Source organism: Paraburkholderia sp. IW21 (assembly GCF_041321145.1).
Taxonomy (GTDB): Bacteria; Pseudomonadota; Gammaproteobacteria; order Burkholderiales; family Burkholderiaceae; genus Paraburkholderia.
Window position 1 is genome coordinate 1 of sequence record NZ_JBGGWA010000025.1, and the last position, 16,312, is coordinate 16,312.

At 60.9% G+C, this 16,312-nt stretch carries 15 protein-coding genes; 8 read left to right on the forward strand and 7 right to left on the reverse strand.

Annotation, left to right across the window (positions count from 1 at the left end):
• Together ACAX43_RS32680 and ACAX43_RS32685 are read left to right on the forward strand one after the other, a co-directional pair.
• Positions 1 to 988 (forward strand): Tar ligand binding domain-containing protein (locus ACAX43_RS32680; protein ID WP_370712451.1); only part of this gene is annotated, 988 nt, incomplete at its 5' end.
• Positions 945 to 1,370: a methyl-accepting chemotaxis protein gene (locus ACAX43_RS32685; protein WP_370712459.1), complete on the forward strand. Its 426-nt coding sequence runs from the start codon at positions 945 to 947 to the stop codon at positions 1,368 to 1,370. The genes ACAX43_RS32680 and ACAX43_RS32685, both read left to right, overlap by 44 nt.
• 134 nt (positions 1,371 to 1,504) lie before the next feature.
• On the opposite strand, the gene ACAX43_RS32690 is transcribed toward ACAX43_RS32685, so the two are convergent.
• From ACAX43_RS32690 to ACAX43_RS32720, 7 genes are all read right to left on the reverse strand, one after another.
• Positions 1,505 to 2,677 (reverse strand): fumarylacetoacetate hydrolase family protein, encoded by a 1,173-nt coding sequence (locus ACAX43_RS32690; protein WP_370712452.1) that lies wholly within the window; start codon positions 2,675 to 2,677, stop codon positions 1,505 to 1,507.
• A 45-nt stretch (positions 2,678 to 2,722) separates the two neighbouring features.
• Positions 2,723 to 3,943: a glycosyl hydrolase gene (locus ACAX43_RS32695; protein ID WP_370712453.1), complete on the reverse strand. Its 1,221-nt coding sequence runs from the start codon at positions 3,941 to 3,943 to the stop codon at positions 2,723 to 2,725.
• A gap of 144 nt (positions 3,944 to 4,087) precedes the next feature.
• A complete protein-coding gene (locus tag ACAX43_RS32700) occupies positions 4,088 to 4,981 on the reverse strand; it encodes a helix-turn-helix domain-containing protein (RefSeq protein ID WP_370712454.1) in 894 nt (297 codons plus the stop codon).
• A gap of 187 nt (positions 4,982 to 5,168) precedes the next feature.
• Positions 5,169 to 5,612, reverse strand: coding sequence for a MaoC family dehydratase (locus tag ACAX43_RS32705; protein WP_370712455.1), 444 nt, complete (start codon positions 5,610 to 5,612; stop codon positions 5,169 to 5,171).
• Positions 5,609 to 6,802, reverse strand: a complete 1,194-nt coding sequence (locus tag ACAX43_RS32710) for a CaiB/BaiF CoA transferase family protein (protein ID WP_370712456.1) — start codon at positions 6,800 to 6,802, stop codon at positions 5,609 to 5,611. The genes ACAX43_RS32705 and ACAX43_RS32710 overlap by 4 nt, the downstream gene beginning before the upstream one ends.
• Before the next feature lie 44 nt (positions 6,803 to 6,846).
• The gene (locus ACAX43_RS32715; protein WP_353557997.1) at positions 6,847 to 7,992 is read right to left on the reverse strand and encodes an acyl-CoA dehydrogenase family protein; all 1,146 of its coding nucleotides are present in this window, start codon (positions 7,990 to 7,992) and stop codon (positions 6,847 to 6,849) included.
• 48 nt (positions 7,993 to 8,040) lie between these two features.
• The gene (locus ACAX43_RS32720; protein WP_353557998.1) at positions 8,041 to 8,466 is read right to left on the reverse strand and encodes a MaoC family dehydratase; all 426 of its coding nucleotides are present in this window, start codon (positions 8,464 to 8,466) and stop codon (positions 8,041 to 8,043) included.
• A gap of 359 nt (positions 8,467 to 8,825) precedes the next feature.
• Between ACAX43_RS32720 and ACAX43_RS32725 the strand changes: the two genes are divergently transcribed.
• From ACAX43_RS32725 to ACAX43_RS32750, 6 genes are all read left to right on the forward strand, one after another.
• The gene (locus ACAX43_RS32725) at positions 8,826 to 9,926 is read left to right on the forward strand and encodes a TRAP transporter substrate-binding protein (protein WP_353557999.1); all 1,101 of its coding nucleotides are present in this window, start codon (positions 8,826 to 8,828) and stop codon (positions 9,924 to 9,926) included.
• A 12-nt stretch (positions 9,927 to 9,938) separates the two neighbouring features.
• Positions 9,939 to 10,472 carry a TRAP transporter small permease gene (locus tag ACAX43_RS32730; protein WP_353558000.1) on the forward strand — a complete coding sequence of 178 codons (534 nt, stop codon included), beginning with the start codon at positions 9,939 to 9,941 and terminating at the stop codon, positions 10,470 to 10,472.
• A gap of 11 nt (positions 10,473 to 10,483) precedes the next feature.
• Positions 10,484 to 11,755 carry a TRAP transporter large permease gene (locus ACAX43_RS32735; RefSeq protein ID WP_353558001.1) on the forward strand — a complete coding sequence of 424 codons (1,272 nt, stop codon included), beginning with the start codon at positions 10,484 to 10,486 and terminating at the stop codon, positions 11,753 to 11,755.
• A gap of 108 nt (positions 11,756 to 11,863) precedes the next feature.
• Positions 11,864 to 12,697, forward strand: coding sequence for an enoyl-CoA hydratase-related protein (locus tag ACAX43_RS32740; protein WP_353558002.1), 834 nt, complete (start codon positions 11,864 to 11,866; stop codon positions 12,695 to 12,697).
• A 181-nt stretch (positions 12,698 to 12,878) separates the two neighbouring features.
• A complete protein-coding gene (locus tag ACAX43_RS32745; protein ID WP_370712457.1) occupies positions 12,879 to 14,114 on the forward strand; it encodes a CaiB/BaiF CoA transferase family protein in 1,236 nt (411 codons plus the stop codon).
• Positions 14,115 to 14,180: 66 nt separating this feature from the next.
• Positions 14,181 to 15,902, forward strand: coding sequence for an FAD-binding protein (locus tag ACAX43_RS32750; protein WP_370712458.1), 1,722 nt, complete (start codon positions 14,181 to 14,183; stop codon positions 15,900 to 15,902).
• Positions 15,903 to 16,312 lie beyond the last annotated feature (410 nt).

The window sequence follows — 16,312 nt, forward strand, 5'->3', positions numbered from 1 at the left end:
TGCCGAACTGTCGATCAGCCGCGAGCGGACGACCGTCGACCGGATCGCCTTCGATCCCACAGCACCGACCGTCGACAAAGACGTGGCCACTTACCGCATGCTCAAAGGGCAAGGCATGGAGGCCTGGACGCAATACCTGGCTCTGCCCGCCACGTCGACTGAAAGCAGTCTTGCTGCAGTGGTCAACGCAAAGCGCAGCCAGGTGCAGAATGATCTCGATGCTTTCGCGGATTCGGTCAAGGGCATGGACGGCGCGGCGGTCAAACTCGCGTTGAAGAAAATTGCATTGGCCAATACCGACTATGTCACGGCAAGTGCGAATCTCAAACAGCTTCAGCGCGACGAAGCGAAGGCGCGGTACGCTGGTGCAGAAGCCGATCTCCGGCTTTTTCGCGCAATAACGGCCGGTGCCGCCGTGCTCGGCCTGCTCGTCGGCGCGTTGACGTTCATGTCGCTGCGCCGCGCGATCAGCGGTCCGCTCGACGAGGCGCTGAGACACTTCGACCGGATCGCGGCGGGTGACCTGTCGCAACGAATCGAAATTCGTTCAAGCGATGAAATGGGCGCGCTGCTACAGGGTCTTTCGCAGATGCGCGACGGTCTCGCGAACACGGTCAATGCTGTGCGCCACGTGAGCGACACCATCGCAACAGCCGCGCAGCAGATCGCCTCGGGCAACCTCGATTTGTCTTCGCGCACGGAACAGCAGGCGGCATCATTGCAGGAAACGGCGGCAAGCTTGGAGGAGCTGACCGGTACGGTAAGGCAGAATGCCGAGAACGCGAGCCAGGCGCTGACGCTCGCGACCAGCGCCACGGAAACGGCCCACCATGGCAGCAGTGCGGTCGAGGGGGTGGTAGCGACGATGGCCGAGATCGATCAGAGTTCTGCACGCATCGGCGACATTATCGCGATCTTTCGAAGGAATCGCGTTTCAGACCAATATCCTTGCCCTCAACGCGGCTGTCGAAGCCGCGCGTGCGGGTGAGCAGGGGTGCGGCTTCGCGGTGGTGGCCTCCGAAGTGCGCACGCTTGCGCAGCGCTCGTCGGCGGCGGCCAAGGAGATCAAGGAACTGATCGAGACGTCGAGCGGAAAAGTGCAGGCGGGAGGCACGCTGGTGAACGAGGCGGGCGACCGCATGCAGGCGATCCTCACCAGTGTGAAGCGCGTGGCCGATATTATGGGCGAGATATCGGCCGCCTCGTCCGAGCAAAGCGCGGGTATCCATCAGGTCGCTCACGCGATAGCGCAGATGGATTCGGTGACTCAACAGAATGCCACACTGGTCGAGCAGGCGGCGGCAGCGGCGCAGTTGCTCGAGCAACAGGCGCGGCAGTTGAAGGAAACGGTCGCGGTGTTTCGTCTCTAGACAAGCGACGACACCACCATTCCAGGCGCACCCGTACATAGCACTCGGACGCGTCAGCACAACGCGACAGACCGCCTTCGGCCGATCGTCACCGGCGGTCTCGCGGAAACTTACTTATCACGCTTAGCGCTGATTTACGCATCGCTTACCTGCCCCACGGCGCGGGCAAGCGCCCGCCGTTTTGCAAGGGCCTCGTATAGAGCGCGCACGCCGAATCGCCAGGGCGCGATCTCGGTTGACGACTGCACGGTGTTGACAAGTGCGCCGAGCTCCGGCGTTGCAATCGTCACCTTGTCCCCGAGGTGATGCGTAAAGCCGCTGCCCGGAGCATGCCGGTCTTCAATCGGAGAGAACATCGTGCCGAGGAATAGCATGAAGCCGTCGGGATACTGGTGATGCGGCCCGGCAGTCTGGGCCACGAGTTCCTCTGGGTCACGGCTGATCTCGCGCATGTGGCTCACGCCTTCGAGAATGAATCCGTCGTCCGCGCCTTCTATCCTGAGCGACACGCTCGCCGCCCGCACCGAGTCCATCGTGAAGCGATCATCGAGCAACCGGATAAAAGGACCGAGCGCGCATGAGCCGTTGTTGTCTTTCGCTTTGCCGAGCAGCAACGCACTGCGGCCCTCGATGTCGCGCAGATTGACGTCGTTGCCAAGGGTTGCACCGACGATCGTTCCGCGGCTGTTTACCGCCAGAACGATTTCCGGCTCGGGATTGTTCCAGGAGGAGGCCGGGTGAAGCCCGACGTCCGCGCCGTAGCCGACTGCCGACATCGGTTGAGACTTGGTGAACACCTCTGCGTCGGGCCCAATGCCGACCTCCATATATTGCGACCATGCGCCGCGCCGTTCCAGTTCCCGCTTCAGACTGTCGGCAGCCGGCGTGCCGGGGCGAATCCTGGAGAGATCAGTGCCGATCAGTTGCGCGATCGTCGCACGCACTGAATCGGCTTGCGTCGCGTCGCCGGTAGCCTGTTCTTCAATGACCCGTTCGAGCAGGCTCACGGCAAAGGTCACGCCGCATGCCTTGATGGCCTGAAGATCGCATGGCGCGAGCAATGCCTGGCCGATGTTCTCGACGGGACCGAGCGCCTCGCCCTCGACGTGACGCGCAAACTCTAACAGGTCCACGCGCTCGAACAGGTCGGAGGTCGTCGACGCCGACGCCGTGATGTCGAAGACCTGACCGGCGCGAACAACGACGACCGATGGCCCATCTATCGGCGGGTTTCGCCAGATGCGTCCGATCAGCAGGGCATCGGGTAGGTCAGCAGGTACGAAATGCGGAAGATCGTTCGATATCATGGATGGCCTGGCTAGCGAAAGTTGGGAACCGCGAGAGAGGTACGCTCAAGCGAGCGATACGCGTTGCGTGTCGGGCCGAAGCCTGCCTGGCAGCATCACGCGACTCAGCGCTTCGGCGAAGAAGAAATCGCCGAACATCGTCGCGCCGTCGACGCCTTCATTGTGCGGCTTCGAATAGCAGGAATTCCTCAGGAGTCCGCGCTGCGCAGGTTCGTAGGCAAACTCGTCACGACATAGAGCTTCGAGCATCGCAAGTCCGTGTTCGCGCCAGCGAACCGCATCGGCAGGATCGGGATGCAGACGGCCCATCTCGAGCAGCGCTGACGCCATCACGGCTGCTGCGGCAGTGTCCTTGATTTCCGCGTCCGCGTCAGTGGTGTCGAAATCCCACGGTGGCACCGGACGTCCATCGAGCCGGCGCAGATAGTACGCCGCTAGCCGGCCTGCAAGATCCAGCCAGACGCGCTTGCCGGTTTCACGCGCCGTGTTCACGTAGCCATAGACGGCCCACGCCTGGCCCCGACTCCACGCCGATTCGTCGAATGCGCCCTGAAACGTGTAGCCGCGCCGGCGCACACCGGTTGTCACGTCGTACTCGACCGCGTGGTAAGTCGAATCGTCGGGGCGGATAAACGCCTTCGCGGTCATGACGGAGTGCGCTTCGGCGGCGAGGCAATAACTGCCGTCCCCGGAATGGTTCGCCGCCCAGTAAAGCAACGATAGATTAGCCATCGTGTCGATAGCTGAGGCGCTGCGTCCGCGCGGGTCGTCGAGCGGGCCCCAGGAAGCGAGATAGGCGCCGCTGCGCGTGGTGACAAGACGCGCGCGCAATTTGTCCGCGGCTTCCATTGCAATTTGCGCGTACCACGGGTCGCGGGTGATTTCATAACCGGGGACGGCGCTGCTGTCGAAGATGAAGCCAATGTCGTGCGTGTTAGGGTCCTGCGCGCGCTGCGCGACGAGGCGCATGCGCTCGCGGGCCCACGAGAGGTATTTGTCCTCGCCGGTGTGCAAATACGACGTCAGCAGAAGTCCGACCCAGAACCCGCAGAACCAGTTGCCGTGGCTCCACGCTGAACCGCTGTAGCCCGCGGACAGCGACGCCGGAAGCAGCACCCACTTTCCATCGGGCGCCGTGATCTGAGGGAATTCGACGCCGAGCGTCGGCTCGTCCTCTGCAACTTTGGCCGCCATGCGATCGAGGATACTGGTGAACAGGGCGGACCGTTCAGAGGACAGCCCTTGATCTTGGTACGAAGCATTCACGCCTTTGTCTCCTGATTACTTTCACGTTTCCCGAGTGACGGGGACACGCCAAATTCTAGGAGTGCGGCGGTTCTGGCAGTTAGGACGAAGTGCGGCTTATGTTGGACTTTTCTACTCGCACCGGACGTCTGTCGCGCCACTGCTTCAGATGCTCAGCTTTTCCAGGCTGCGGCGGAAGTCGATTGGCGAACGGCCCGTATGCTTGCGAAAACATCGGCTGAAGTAGGCCGGGTCGTCGAAGGCAAGCTGTGTTGCGATCTCCGCCACATTGACCTCGGAATGCAGCAACAGACGCTTCGCTTCCAGCATCACGCGTTCACGAATCAGCTTGGCCGCGGTGCTGCCGAGCGCCTGGCGCGTTGCATCGTTCAGCGCGCGTTCTGTGACATTCAGCAAGCATGCGTAGCGAGCGACGTCGTGGATCGTGGTGAAATGTTTTTCCAGCAGGCTTTTGAAGCGTCGCGACAACAGCACGCTACGTGAAGAATTGACGTCGGTGACGGCGTCGCCGCCCAGGCGCGCGGACTTGATTAGCAGAACCCGCAGATATGACCAGATCACGTCCTCGTAGCCTGCCTCTTCACCCTGATATTCCGCATTGATACCATCCAGCACACGATGAAGGTCCTGAGCCTGTGCGTCGCTCATATAAACCGTGTTCGGAATTCGCTCGAAATCGTAGACGGGAATCTCGGTCTGCGAATGGCGGTTCTGCACCTTGAACGCGAAAAACTCGGACGAGAAACTGATCGCGTGCCCGACGGTATCTTCGGACAACGCGAAATCGTGGATCTGGCCGGGGGCCATGAAGAACAGCGTATTGGGCCGCACCTCGTAGCGAATCGAGTCGATGATGTGGTGACCGCTGCCCGACTCGACCCAGACGATGTGATAGAACTCGTGCCGATGAGGATACGGCAACGTCGATTTCATATCTTCGAGAGGCGCAAGATGAAAATCGATCGACTTGATTCGCGACCCATACTCGTAGTGGGCGATCTTGAAGACCGGCAACTCACAACCACAACCGCTAGGCATCTGATTTGTCTCCTGCATGCAGCACTTATCTGGCTCGCTTAGCCAGCTCACTCCTTGGCTAAGTCAAGCGTGCTGTTTCTCCTTCGCCGGTTCGGCATCGAAAGTAGTGTAATTGTAATTAGCAAAGCGGCGTGACGGCTGTTGTCGAAAACCCGCGCAGGGTCGGCCTCGCGTGCTGATTGTCAGCTCATTGGAAACGCAATTCCTTCAGCGCCGACAGTCCGGTCAACACCGGCTTGCCGTCCTGATTGCGAACCATCGTGTCCATCACGAGGATGCGCTTGGCGGGTTTCTTCTCGACTACGGTCACATGGATTTTGATCGTATCGTCGATGAAGACCGGTCCGAGAAAGCGCAACTCCTGCCCAACGTAGACGAAGCCGGGACCGGTCAACCCGGTATGCGTCGCCGACACCAATGCCGCGGTCAGCAGGCCGTGCGCTACGCACTGGCCGAACGGCGTGCGTGCTGCGAAGTGCTGATCCATGTGCAACGGATTCAGATCACCCGACAGATGGCCGAAAGCGTTCACGTCACTTTCCGCAATGGTACGCACGAGGATCTGGCAGCGGCCAATCTGGATATCGTCAAAGCGCAGCATCTCGTGGCTCTGATTCAGATGAGTGTTCATGCGGTTCTCCGCTCGGTCAGCGCCGCGCCGGCTTCGACCATCGTATTGATTTCGTGCGGCTCGTAGCCCAGTTCGGCGAGCACCTCGCGGGTGTGCTCGCCTTGGCGCGGCGGCTGACGGGTGAGCGGTGGTGCTGCGCCGTCGTATCGAACCGGATGCGCGAGCAAACGAACCGGCCCGGCCTGCGGATGGTCGACCTCCATGATGATGCGGTTGTGCGCCACTTGCGGGTCGGCCTCGACCTGATCGTAATCGTTCACGGGCGCGTACCAGATGTCGTGCTCGTCGAAGGTCGTCATCCAGTCGGCCGTCGTGCGCTTGGTCAGGGCGTCGTACACGATGCGGTTCAATTCGTCGCGGCGGCGCACATTGTCTTTTGGGTGAGAAAACCCGGCTAGCATAGGTTGAGACAAGGCCGCCGCCAGCTTCTCAGTGGGCGTCAGCGAAACTGCGATCCAGCCGTCGAGAGTCCGGTAAATCCCGTAGGGTGCCGGATGGAAGCGGCTGCCGGTCGGCGGGTTTGTGCGCGGCCAGAGTGGCCCCTTGTTCAGGTAGTAGGTGAACGGCTCAATCTGAAGATCGAGCGCCGCGTTGAGCAGATTGCTTTCGACCAGCGTGCCTTTGCCGGTACGTTCACGCGCCTGCAAGGCCGTGACGACGCCGAAGGCTGCCAACGCCGCGGCGTGCTGGTCGACTATCGCGGATCCGACTGGCATGGGCGGGGATTCGGCTTCGCCGGAGAGCATCGTCATGCCGCTTATGGCCTGCAGCAGCAGGTCCTGCCCTGGCCGCTTGAGATATGGTCCCGATGACCCGTAGCCGGTGCACGAACAGTACACGAGCCGTGGATTGATCTCGCGGACATCGTCGTAACCGAAGCCCATGCGCTGCAGGACGCCTGGGCGGTAGTTTTCGATCAGGACATCGGCTTCCTTGATCAGCCGCCAGACGATCTCTCGCGCGCGCTCGTCGCGCAGATCCAGCGAGATGCTGCGCTGATTGCGATTGCCGAGCAGGAAGAACATGCTCACCCCTTCGACATACGCATCGAAGCCGGTCCAACTGCGCTCGAACGCGCCGCCCGGCGGTTCGATCTTGATCACGTCCGCGCCGACGTCGGCCAACATCTGCACGGCGGCGGGGCCCTGCAAGAAGTGAGTAAAACTTAACACTTTGATGCCTTCCAGCATGACTTGTCTCCTGACCGCGTGTCCGTATCTGTTTGACTGAGGGCTCAGGCAAGCAGGTTTCGCGAAATGATCATTCTTTGAATCTCCGAGGTCCCCTCGACGATCTCCAGCACCTTGGCGTCGCCGAATGCGCGCGACACCGGGTACTCGCTCATCACGCCGTAACCGCCATGTATCTGCAACGCCTGATGAGCCGCCTCCATCGCGCGCTCGGTGGCGAAGAGCTTGGCCATCGACGCCTGCTGATCGAAGAGAACGCCCGCATCTTTCAGCGCGGCGGCATCGTAGAGCATCAGCCGCGCGGCGTGCGCGTGGGCCGCCATGTCCGCGATCTTGAACTGCAGCGCCTGGAACTCGGCGATCGGCTTGCCGAATGCGCGCCGCTCCTTCATGTACGCGATCGACCGATCTAGTGAACCCTGCAGGATGCCTAGCGCGAGCGCGCCGATCAGGATTCGGCCCGTGCTGATCTGGGCGAGCGTCTGTCGCAAGCCCGCACCGCGTTCGCCGAGCAGGTTGGCGGCCGGGATCGCGCAGCGCTCGAAGTACAACTCGTAGGTGCTCGATGCGCGCCAGCCGATCTTGCGCAGCTTGCGTCCGTAGCTGAAACCGGGGGTGCCGTTGGGCACGATGAAGTTGGAAATTTCCTTGCGGCCGTCAGGGCGCGTGCCTGTTACCGCGGCGATGACGACTGGTCCGGTCACTTCCGTGCCGGAGTTGCTAATGAAGGTCTTTGATCCATCGATGAGCCATCGGTCGCCCTCCAGCGTCGCACGCGTCGCGATGTTGGCCGCGTCGGAGCCCGCGTTGGGCTCCGATAATCCGATCGCGCCGACCTTGCGGCCGTCGAGGATAGGGCGTAAATAGTGGTCCTTTTGCTCATGGGTGCCATAGTTGGAGAGCAGGCTCGCGACCGTCGAATTGGCCATGAGCGAGTTGGCGATTGCGCAATCTACCCGTGCGAGTTCTTCCAACACGATCACATAGGAAAGCCATTCGCCACCGCCGCCACCCCAACTCTCCGGATAGGGCAGGCCGGCGAAGCCGAGCTCGCCAGCACGCTTCCAGATGTCGTAAGGAAAGGCTTCCGCTTCCCAAAGCTCTTCCGAGACAGGAGCGATTTCGTTTTCCGCGAAACGGCGCACGACGTCGCGTATCGCGGTGTGTTGTTCGTTTACCCAATGCGGCATGTTCGACTCTGTGAAAAGCGGGAGAGGGGTTAAAGGCAGGGCGCTGTGTTACAGCACCTTCAGATAGGTATCGCCAGATGCAACCACCGTGCCACCCTGACGCGTGACCTCTGCTCTGAACACGCATAGGTTGCGATCGTCGTCCTTCTCGCGCAGCCTGAGCCGGGCAGTGACCGTGTCGCCGATAAATACCGGCGCGTTGAACGTGATGTCGTAGCGGTAAGAAACCGCACCGGGGCTCGGCGCCTTTTGCGCCATGTAGCCCATCACAGTCGATAAGAAGCCGACCGACAGACATCCTTGCGCGATGCGCTTCTCGAAGCGCGTGGTTTTGGCGAATTCCTCGTTCAAATGCACGGCATAGAAATCGCCGACGATCCCGGCGAAGCCGTAGATATCGAATTCAGTTACGGTCTTGGCGAAATCGGCAGTGTCGCCGACCGCGTAACAATCCATGTGCGGGCGTTTGGCCATGGTGGTTCTGAAAGTGAGAGTCGGTTGAGGAGCCGGCCTGTTCCTTGTTGATTGGGGCCGGCGGGCGTGACTCAAATTTAATCAGTGCGGGTTGCTGACCGTTAGGACGGTTTGGGCGAATGCTTGGACTTTTTTGACTGCACGCACGCAGTGATTTCAGTCTTCGCCCGATCCGCAAGGAGCCCGCGGATAGCTCCCGGTCAGCCATTCGTCAGTATCGCCAAGGGTTTTCCTCCACCCCGTGTGCGCCGGATAAATCGCCAGACAGTCCGGGAAACGCTTGCTATCGAAGACGCCGTAAAAAAGTACAAGAAATCGGGCGACCGGTCCTAACGCCCGTTGCGTGCACTCACGAATACTTGAAGCGCCTGCAGACGGATCGACCTGATGCGGCGCGAAAATTACATTCCAGTACGGAAGGAGACGAAATGAAATCATTCTTTAGCGCGCGCCGCGCAGGACGCGCCGTGATGGTAGGTACGCTGCTCGCAGCAGGCGTCGTTGTCGCAAGCGTTGCCCGTGCCGACGAGCCGATCGTCATGAAGCTGGGCCACACCCTCGCTCCGGACAACCACTATCAGCTGACTGCCGAGGTGTTCGCAAAGGAGGTCGTGCAGCGAACCCACGGCAAGGTCAAGATCGAGATCTTCCCGCAGTCACAGCTCGGCGGCGAAGTGCAGATGGCGCAAGCGCTGCGCACCGGTACCCAGGAGCTCATGATTTCCGCACAGGCGCCGATCGGAAACACGATCAGGCAGTGGCAGATCTTCGATACGCCTTATCTCTTTAGCAGCATCGACGACGCCAACCGGGTTCTGCAAGGACCGGTCGGCCGCAAGTTCCTCGACATGATGCCGGCGGTCAACATGATCGGCCTGACGTGGCTGTCGGTGGGCGAGCGCAATCTGTTCACGGCGAAAAAGCCCGTCGGCTCGCTCGGTGACATGAAGGATATGAAAGTGCGAGTGATGCAGAGTCGCGGCTATATCGCGGGCTATAAGGCACTGGGCGCAAACCCGACGCCGCTGCCCTATAACCAGTTATTTCTGGCGCTTTCGCAAGGCCTGGTCGACGGCGGCGATACCTCCCCGGAGCAGTTCATCCAGGACAAATTTTCCGATGTCGCCAAGTATTATTACCTGACCCACGTGAACTACCTGCCCGTGGTGCTAGCAATGAGCAAGAGCGCCTGGACGCGTCTTTCGCCTGACGAACAGAAGGCGTTTCAGGCAGCTGCCGCCGTCGCCGCGGACTATGACGTGAAGGAATACAAGCACGAGTACGACGACGCGCTCGCCACGATGAAGAAGAACGGCACCCAGGTGACCGGGATCAACACAGCGCCGTGGGCCGCCGCGACCGAAAGGGCGCGCCAGAGCCTGCTCAGCGACATTCCCGATGGCCAGGCGCTTTATCAGGAAATCAAGGCGGCCGACAAGTCCGCTGTCGCTTCGAAATGAAGGGAGAGTGCGATGGAAAAGCTTGCCCGTAGTCTCCTGTTGATCGACGACCTGGTCCTGAAGATCACGCTGTTCCTCTGCGGTGGACTACTTCTCATGATGGTGCTCGTCGCTGGCCTCGGTGTGGTCTTTCGCTTCATCCTGCACAACTCGCTGTCGTGGTCCGACGAGCTCGCGGCTTATCTGTTCGTGTGGCTCACGTGCCTCGGTGCGGCGGCAGGAGCCAAGCTGCGGGTTCATCCGGAGGTGCGGGTACTGGCCGACCGTTGTCCACCCGCCTTCGCGCAGACACTGGCGGACCTGACCGACTGTGTCGTCCTCGGGCTCGGAGTGGTGTTCGTTATGTACGGTGGCGACATGCTGTATCTGATGGGCACCGAAACCGCGACCTCTCTGCCGATCTCGATGGTGTACCCGTATCTCTCGATTCCCGTCTGCGGCGCGTTGCTGGTCTTTCATTCCGCGGTGCGAATCGCGGTTTCCCATCTCGCGCCCGGCGCGCAAACGAGGCCGTCTCTGTTGCAGGGCGTCTCCGAACATATCTGAGGTGAATCAACATGTGGGCACTCGCTCTAGGCGCCGGGTTTCTCGGCTTGGGTGTACCGGTGGCCATTTGCATCGGCATTGCGGCGACGATTGCATTGACGCTGAATGGAACCCCGCTGCTGGTGATTCCGCAGCAGCTGTTTTCGAACCTGAATAACGTCGGCCTGCTGGCCATCCCGTTCTTCATGTTGACAGGCGCAATCATGGATGCGGGCGGCGTCTCGCGCCGGATCATCGACTTTTCGCAGGCGCTTGTCGGGTTTATGCGCGGCGGCATCGGGCAGGTGACGATCGTTGCGAGCATGTTCTTCGCCGACCTCTCCGGTTCGGCGACTGCGGATACCGCGGCGATCGGCTCGGTCATGATCCCCGGGATGGTCAAGCAGGGATATTCACGCGCGTTCGCAGTGGCGCTGCAGTCGGCAGCGGGCTCACTCGGACTGCTGTCGCCTGTGTCGATGAGCATGCTGGTGTACGCCTACACCGCCAACGTTTCGGTCGGAACGATGTTCGTCGCGGGGATAGTGCCGATGCTGCTGGTGGTCGTTTCCTTCATGCTCGTGAACTACGTGACTGCCGTGCGGCAGAACTATACGGCGGTCGAGGCGTTCTCCGCCAAGCGGCTGTGGATCACGTTCAGACAGGCGATCTGGGCATTGCTGACTCCCGTGATCATTCTGGGCGGCATCCTCGGCGGCGTCTTCACGCCGGTTGAAGCAGGCGTCGTCGCGGCGCTCTATGTGACGATGGTGAGCGCCTTCATCTTCAAGTCGCTCAAGCTGTCGAACTTCAGGGAAATACTCACGCGCACGGCCATCAATACCACGCGGGTATCGTTTCTTCTCGGGCTCGCGTTCGTGCTCGGCCGCTATCTGATTGAGGCGCAAATTCCGTTGCACGTCGCCAACAGCTTCCTCGCCGTGACGACCAGCGCGTTCGTGTTGCTGATCCTGATCAATCTCTTTCTTCTGGTAGCCCATACGGTACTGGAAACGATCTCGAGTATCGCGGTGGTGATCCCTGTGTTTCTGCCGCTCGTCGTGCAGATGCATATCGACCCGGTCGTGTTCGGCGTCATCGTACTGGTCAACTCGGCCATCGGCATCAACCTGCCACCGATCGGTTTTTGCCTCTTTACGGCTGCGTCGATCGGCGGTGTGTCCGTCGAAAAAGCGACTCGGGCGATCCTGCCGTTCATCTTCGCGCTGGCGGTCGACCTGCTGCTGATCATTGTCTTCCCGCATATCCCACGCTTCCTGCCGAACTTGCTGGCAATCAAATAACACGAGGACGATGGGTCGCGGGCTGCACGCCACTGGCCCAATCTCCACGACCCCATATGCGTCGAATGTTCGCACGCGAAAAGCGATCGAATTACCGAGAGGCTCATCATGAACACGGCTCACATCGAGCGAAGCGGCGCGGCGCCGGTCCCGCTTGCCGCATTCGAGGACCTGCAGTACCTGAAGCTGGAACAACCAACTGGGTTCGTGTGGGTGATTACGTTGAATCATCACGGCAAGCGCAATGCGCTGTGTGTGCCGCTGCTGGCGGAACTGGCGCGCGTGCTCGCGGCAGCCGAAGTCAGCGACGAAGTCAGGGCTGTCGTGCTCACCGGCGGCGAGCGTTTCTTCAGCGCGGGGGCGGATATTGCCGACATGGCGGCACGCGGGGTCGCAGGGTATGCGGACCCGATGCGCCTCGCGAGCTGGAAAGCGATTGAAACCTTTCCGAAGCCGCTGATCGCCGCGGTCAACGGCTTCGCCATCGGTGGTGGCCACGAGCTGGTGATGCTGGCCGATATCGTCGTCGCGGCGGACGACGCGACCTTCTCGCAGCGAGAGATCGTCATCGGCGGCCTCCCGGGCGATGGCGCCACCCAGCGCCTGCCGCGGGTGCTCGGCAAGACACTGGCGATGAAACTCGTGCTTACCGGCGAGCCACTGACGGCAGCCGAGGCCGAGCGCCACGGTCTTGTGACCGAGGTCGTACCGCCGGCACGCAGCATCGCGCGCGCTGTTGAGATCGCATCGCTGATCGCCGCCCGCGCGCCGCTCGCGGTCCGACTGGCCAAGCGCGCCGTGCTCGATTCGTTCGAGACCAACCTTCAACGAGGCCTGGAGTGCGAGCATCAGGCGAATCTCGCCGTGTTCAAGACCGAGGATCGCGCCGAAGGCCACCGCGCATTCGTCGAAAAGCGGCCGCCGCACTTCAAGGGTCGCTGACCACCGGTGCGTCGCGCATGCGCCTCTCGACGGCGATGGGCAACGCTTGCCTTTAGTTCTGACCGGCATCGATGCAGGTATCCACGCCGCGGTCTTCCGAATGTTCAGGGCCAACGCGGAGTTCAGTAGGGCCTTGGTCCACCTCACCAGATAGCCGGACGCACGACGTAACGGAGATTGCATGAACGGGCTGAATGGTATCCGCATTCTCAGCTTCAATCATTTTCTGATGGGGCCTTTGGGCGTGCAGCACCTCGCCGATTGCGGGGCCGACGTCATATCGGTCGAACCTGTCGACGGCGCATTCCAGCGCAAGTGGGGCGACGCGAACCGCGCCATCGATGGACAGACGATGCTGCTTCTGATGGGTAATCGAAATAAGCGCAGTCTGGCGCTGAATCTCAAGGACCCGCGGGCGATTGATATCGTCATGAGCTTGCTGCCTCAAGTCGACGTGGTCGCCGAGAATTACCGTCCCGGTGTGATGGAACAGCTGGGATTGGGTTACGAGGCACTCAAGGCAGTCAAGCCGGACATCATCTATGCGTCCGGCTCGGGATTCGGTCCGGATGGACCCTATGCCAGCCGGCCGGGGCAGGACCTGATCATTCAGGCAATGTCGGGTATCGCGACAATCACCGGAACCCGGCAGGACGGTCCGCGCGCGGTGGGCGTGTCCGTCGTCGATCATCACGGCGCTGCGCTGTATGCGAACGGCATCCTGACGGCACTGTTTAACCGCGAGCGTACGGGCGAGGGCTGCCGGGTCGACGTAAGCTTGCTGGCGGCTGCGCTCGATCTGCAACAGGAGTCTCTCACGTGTTTCCTGAACGGCGACGGCCATGACGAGGTGCGACAGGCGGGGCGTGTATCAGGTTGGTACTTCCCCGCACCGTACGGCATATACGCAACCGCGGATGGTTTCATCGCATTGTCGCTGAGTCCTCTCGACATCATCTATCAGATCCTCGAGATCCCGGAAAAGGAACGGATTCCCGCGAAGCGTGCCTTCGACGAGCAGCGAGAAATCTCCGGCCTGCTTGAGCGCCGGCTTGCGCAGGACACGACGGCGCACTGGTTGCCGCTGTTCGAGCGGCATCATGTCTGGCACACGAGCGTCAACGATTATGCGCAGGTGGTCGCCGATCCGCAGGTGCGCCACTTGAAGAGCTTCGAGACAGTCGAAGGTGCAACCGGCACCCCAGTGACGCTCGTCAATCACCCGGTGCGCTACAACGGCAGCGCGCCGGCTATCCGCACGCCGCCGCCACAATTGGGCGCGCACACGATCGACATCTTGTCAGGGATGGGAATGAACCGGCCGATGATCGACTCGCTGCTGGCGGACGGCGTAATCGGCGTTGCCAAGGACGCTGAGGCCGTTGCGGCGGACGCGGCAAAAGGCGGAGTTGCGTGAAGCGAGGATGAAGCCATCCATGCGGCGAGCGTGCCGCACGTGTCGATGAAAACAGGAGAAGCAGGCATGAGTGACAGGTACAGGGAAGTCAGTACGGATGTGTTGGTCGTTGGCAGCGGCGGCGCTGCGCTGCGGGCTGCGCTCGAGGCGGATTCCAGCGGCGCTGACGTGCTGGTTGTGATCAAAGGCGAATTTCGCAAAAGCGGCGCGACGTTTCATAGCGTAGCTGAAGTCGGCGCCTTCAATGTGCCCGACGGAGCAGGGGATCCCAGCGATAATCCTGATGTTTTTCTTGCCGATATCCTGCATGCCGCTCAAGGCATGGCCGACCCGCGCTTGAGCGCGATTCTCGCGAACGAAGCGCATGACTCCCTGCGCTACCTCGAACAGTACGGCGTAAAGTTTGAGCGCGAGGATGACCATTACCTGGTTTTTCGCGCATGCTTTTCTTCCAAGCCGCGCTCGCATGTGATTCATGAGCACTTCAAACCAATCGTGAAATCCCTGGGGACTGAAGCCTCCCGGCGCGGCATCAAGGTCATGGACCGGTTGATGATCGTCGACCTGCTTTCGCAGGACGGCGAATGTCTCGGCGCATACGCGATCGATACGGATGGAAACCCGATGCTGATCCGTGCCAAGTCGACGATTCTTACCACCGGCGGTGCAAGTCAGCTGTTCGCCCAAAACCTGTATCCATCGGACATTACCGGCGACGGCTATGCAATGGCTTATCGCGCGGGCGCGCGACTGGTCAACATGGAGTTCATGCAGGCCGGTGTGAGCGTGCTGACGCCTTTCGTCAACCTGTTCGGCAACTACCTGTGGGACGCGCACCCGAATCTCACCGACCGCGATGGCAGGGCGTTCGTCCCTGACTATCTGCCGACGGGGTCCACTCAGGCTGATGTCATTCGGCAAAAAGAGCGGCACTTTCCATTCAGCTCAAGCGATATCTCACGCTACGTCGAAATTTCGATTCAGAAGGCGCTCAACGATGGCCGCGGCACGGCTGAAGGCGGCGTGTTTCTCGACTTCGCCGGATGCGATCTCGAATCGATACTGGCCGACAAGAGCCGAAGCATCGCAAAGATGTGGCCGCTAACCTGCCAATGGTATAGGGGGCACGGCGTCGACCTTTATCAGGATAGAGTGCAGATCACCTGCTCCGCGCATGCGATCAACGGCGGTTTATGTATAGACGAAAACGCACAGTCGAATCTGAAGGGTCTGTTCGCCGCGGGTGAGGTGGCAGCGGGTCCACATGGCGCCGACCGTCTCGGCGGCAATATGGCCCTGACGTGCCAGGTCTTCGGCCGCCGGGCGGGCCTCGCCGCGGCCGAACGCGCGAAAAAGATGACGCACCGCGCGACTACCGGGGCCTTGGACGACAACCGCACGGTCGCCACGCAATTCCGCCGAAAGGGCAGGCACACGCTAGACGAACTGAAAGCTCGGATTCAGCAGTGCGCAAACCGGTATTTGCTGATCGTGCGCGAAGAAGCCGGGCTTCAGACTTTCAGGCGGGTTTGCAGGGAGACGCGAGACCAGTTGTTTCAGGACACGGTGATCGGCACGCCGGCTGAGCTCATGCGGGGCATCGAATTGGCGAACTTGATCCAGGTCGGTGAATTGATGGTTTTGGCATCGCTTGCCAGGCGTGAGAGTCGCGGCGGCCACTACCGCGAAGACTTTCCTGAGCGCAACCCGGACTTCGCCAGCAACATATTCCTCGAGCGGAATGTGCCTGAAGGTCTGTGGTTCGGTCGGCTGGCGGATCTGTCGTGAGTTGGTAGCGAGCTGTGGATCAGCTCGCAGGCGATCGCAAACATGGCGCTGGATGGGCTTGAGGCAGCAATTTACGCGAGCGTGGCGCCGACGGGACTGCGTCGAGCACCACAATCGCTTCATGTGACCGCCCACGCAGCGTGCTTTTTCGACGAGACCTCGTTTTGCGCCCATATTGGCATTCGTCTTCTCGGCATGGCGAAAGGACCGGGCACTGTTCGCAGTCGCTATGACGACCGTAGCGTTATTGGCCGAGGCCGCGCATACCCTAAGCCGTTGGAATAACACTAAGGAAAGTCTGCAAAAGTCCTGGCATTGACGTGAGCGTGGACTATCCTGGGAGCAGGAGAATTTAAGGGGTGGGTGATGGCACAACTTGGCCTTGGTCTGGATCTGTCAACGAAACGCAC

Coding starts and splice junctions, on each gene's coding strand:
- ACAX43_RS32690 (WP_370712452.1), bottom strand. CDS start 2,677: ATGATATCGAACGATCTTCCGCATTTCGTACCTGCTGACCTACCCGAT.
- ACAX43_RS32700 (WP_370712454.1), bottom strand. CDS start 4,981: ATGCCTAGCGGTTGTGGTTGTGAGTTGCCGGTCTTCAAGATCGCCCAC.
- ACAX43_RS32705 (WP_370712455.1), bottom strand. CDS start 5,612: ATGAACACTCATCTGAATCAGAGCCACGAGATGCTGCGCTTTGACGAT.
- ACAX43_RS32710 (WP_370712456.1), bottom strand. CDS start 6,802: ATGCTGGAAGGCATCAAAGTGTTAAGTTTTACTCACTTCTTGCAGGGC.
- ACAX43_RS32715 (WP_353557997.1), bottom strand. CDS start 7,992: ATGCCGCATTGGGTAAACGAACAACACACCGCGATACGCGACGTCGTG.
- ACAX43_RS32720 (WP_353557998.1), bottom strand. CDS start 8,466: ATGGCCAAACGCCCGCACATGGATTGTTACGCGGTCGGCGACACTGCC.
- ACAX43_RS32730 (WP_353558000.1), top strand. CDS start 9,939: ATGGAAAAGCTTGCCCGTAGTCTCCTGTTGATCGACGACCTGGTCCTG.
- ACAX43_RS32735 (WP_353558001.1), top strand. CDS start 10,484: ATGTGGGCACTCGCTCTAGGCGCCGGGTTTCTCGGCTTGGGTGTACCG.
- ACAX43_RS32740 (WP_353558002.1), top strand. CDS start 11,864: ATGAACACGGCTCACATCGAGCGAAGCGGCGCGGCGCCGGTCCCGCTT.
- ACAX43_RS32745 (WP_370712457.1), top strand. CDS start 12,879: ATGAACGGGCTGAATGGTATCCGCATTCTCAGCTTCAATCATTTTCTG.
- ACAX43_RS32750 (WP_370712458.1), top strand. CDS start 14,181: ATGAGTGACAGGTACAGGGAAGTCAGTACGGATGTGTTGGTCGTTGGC.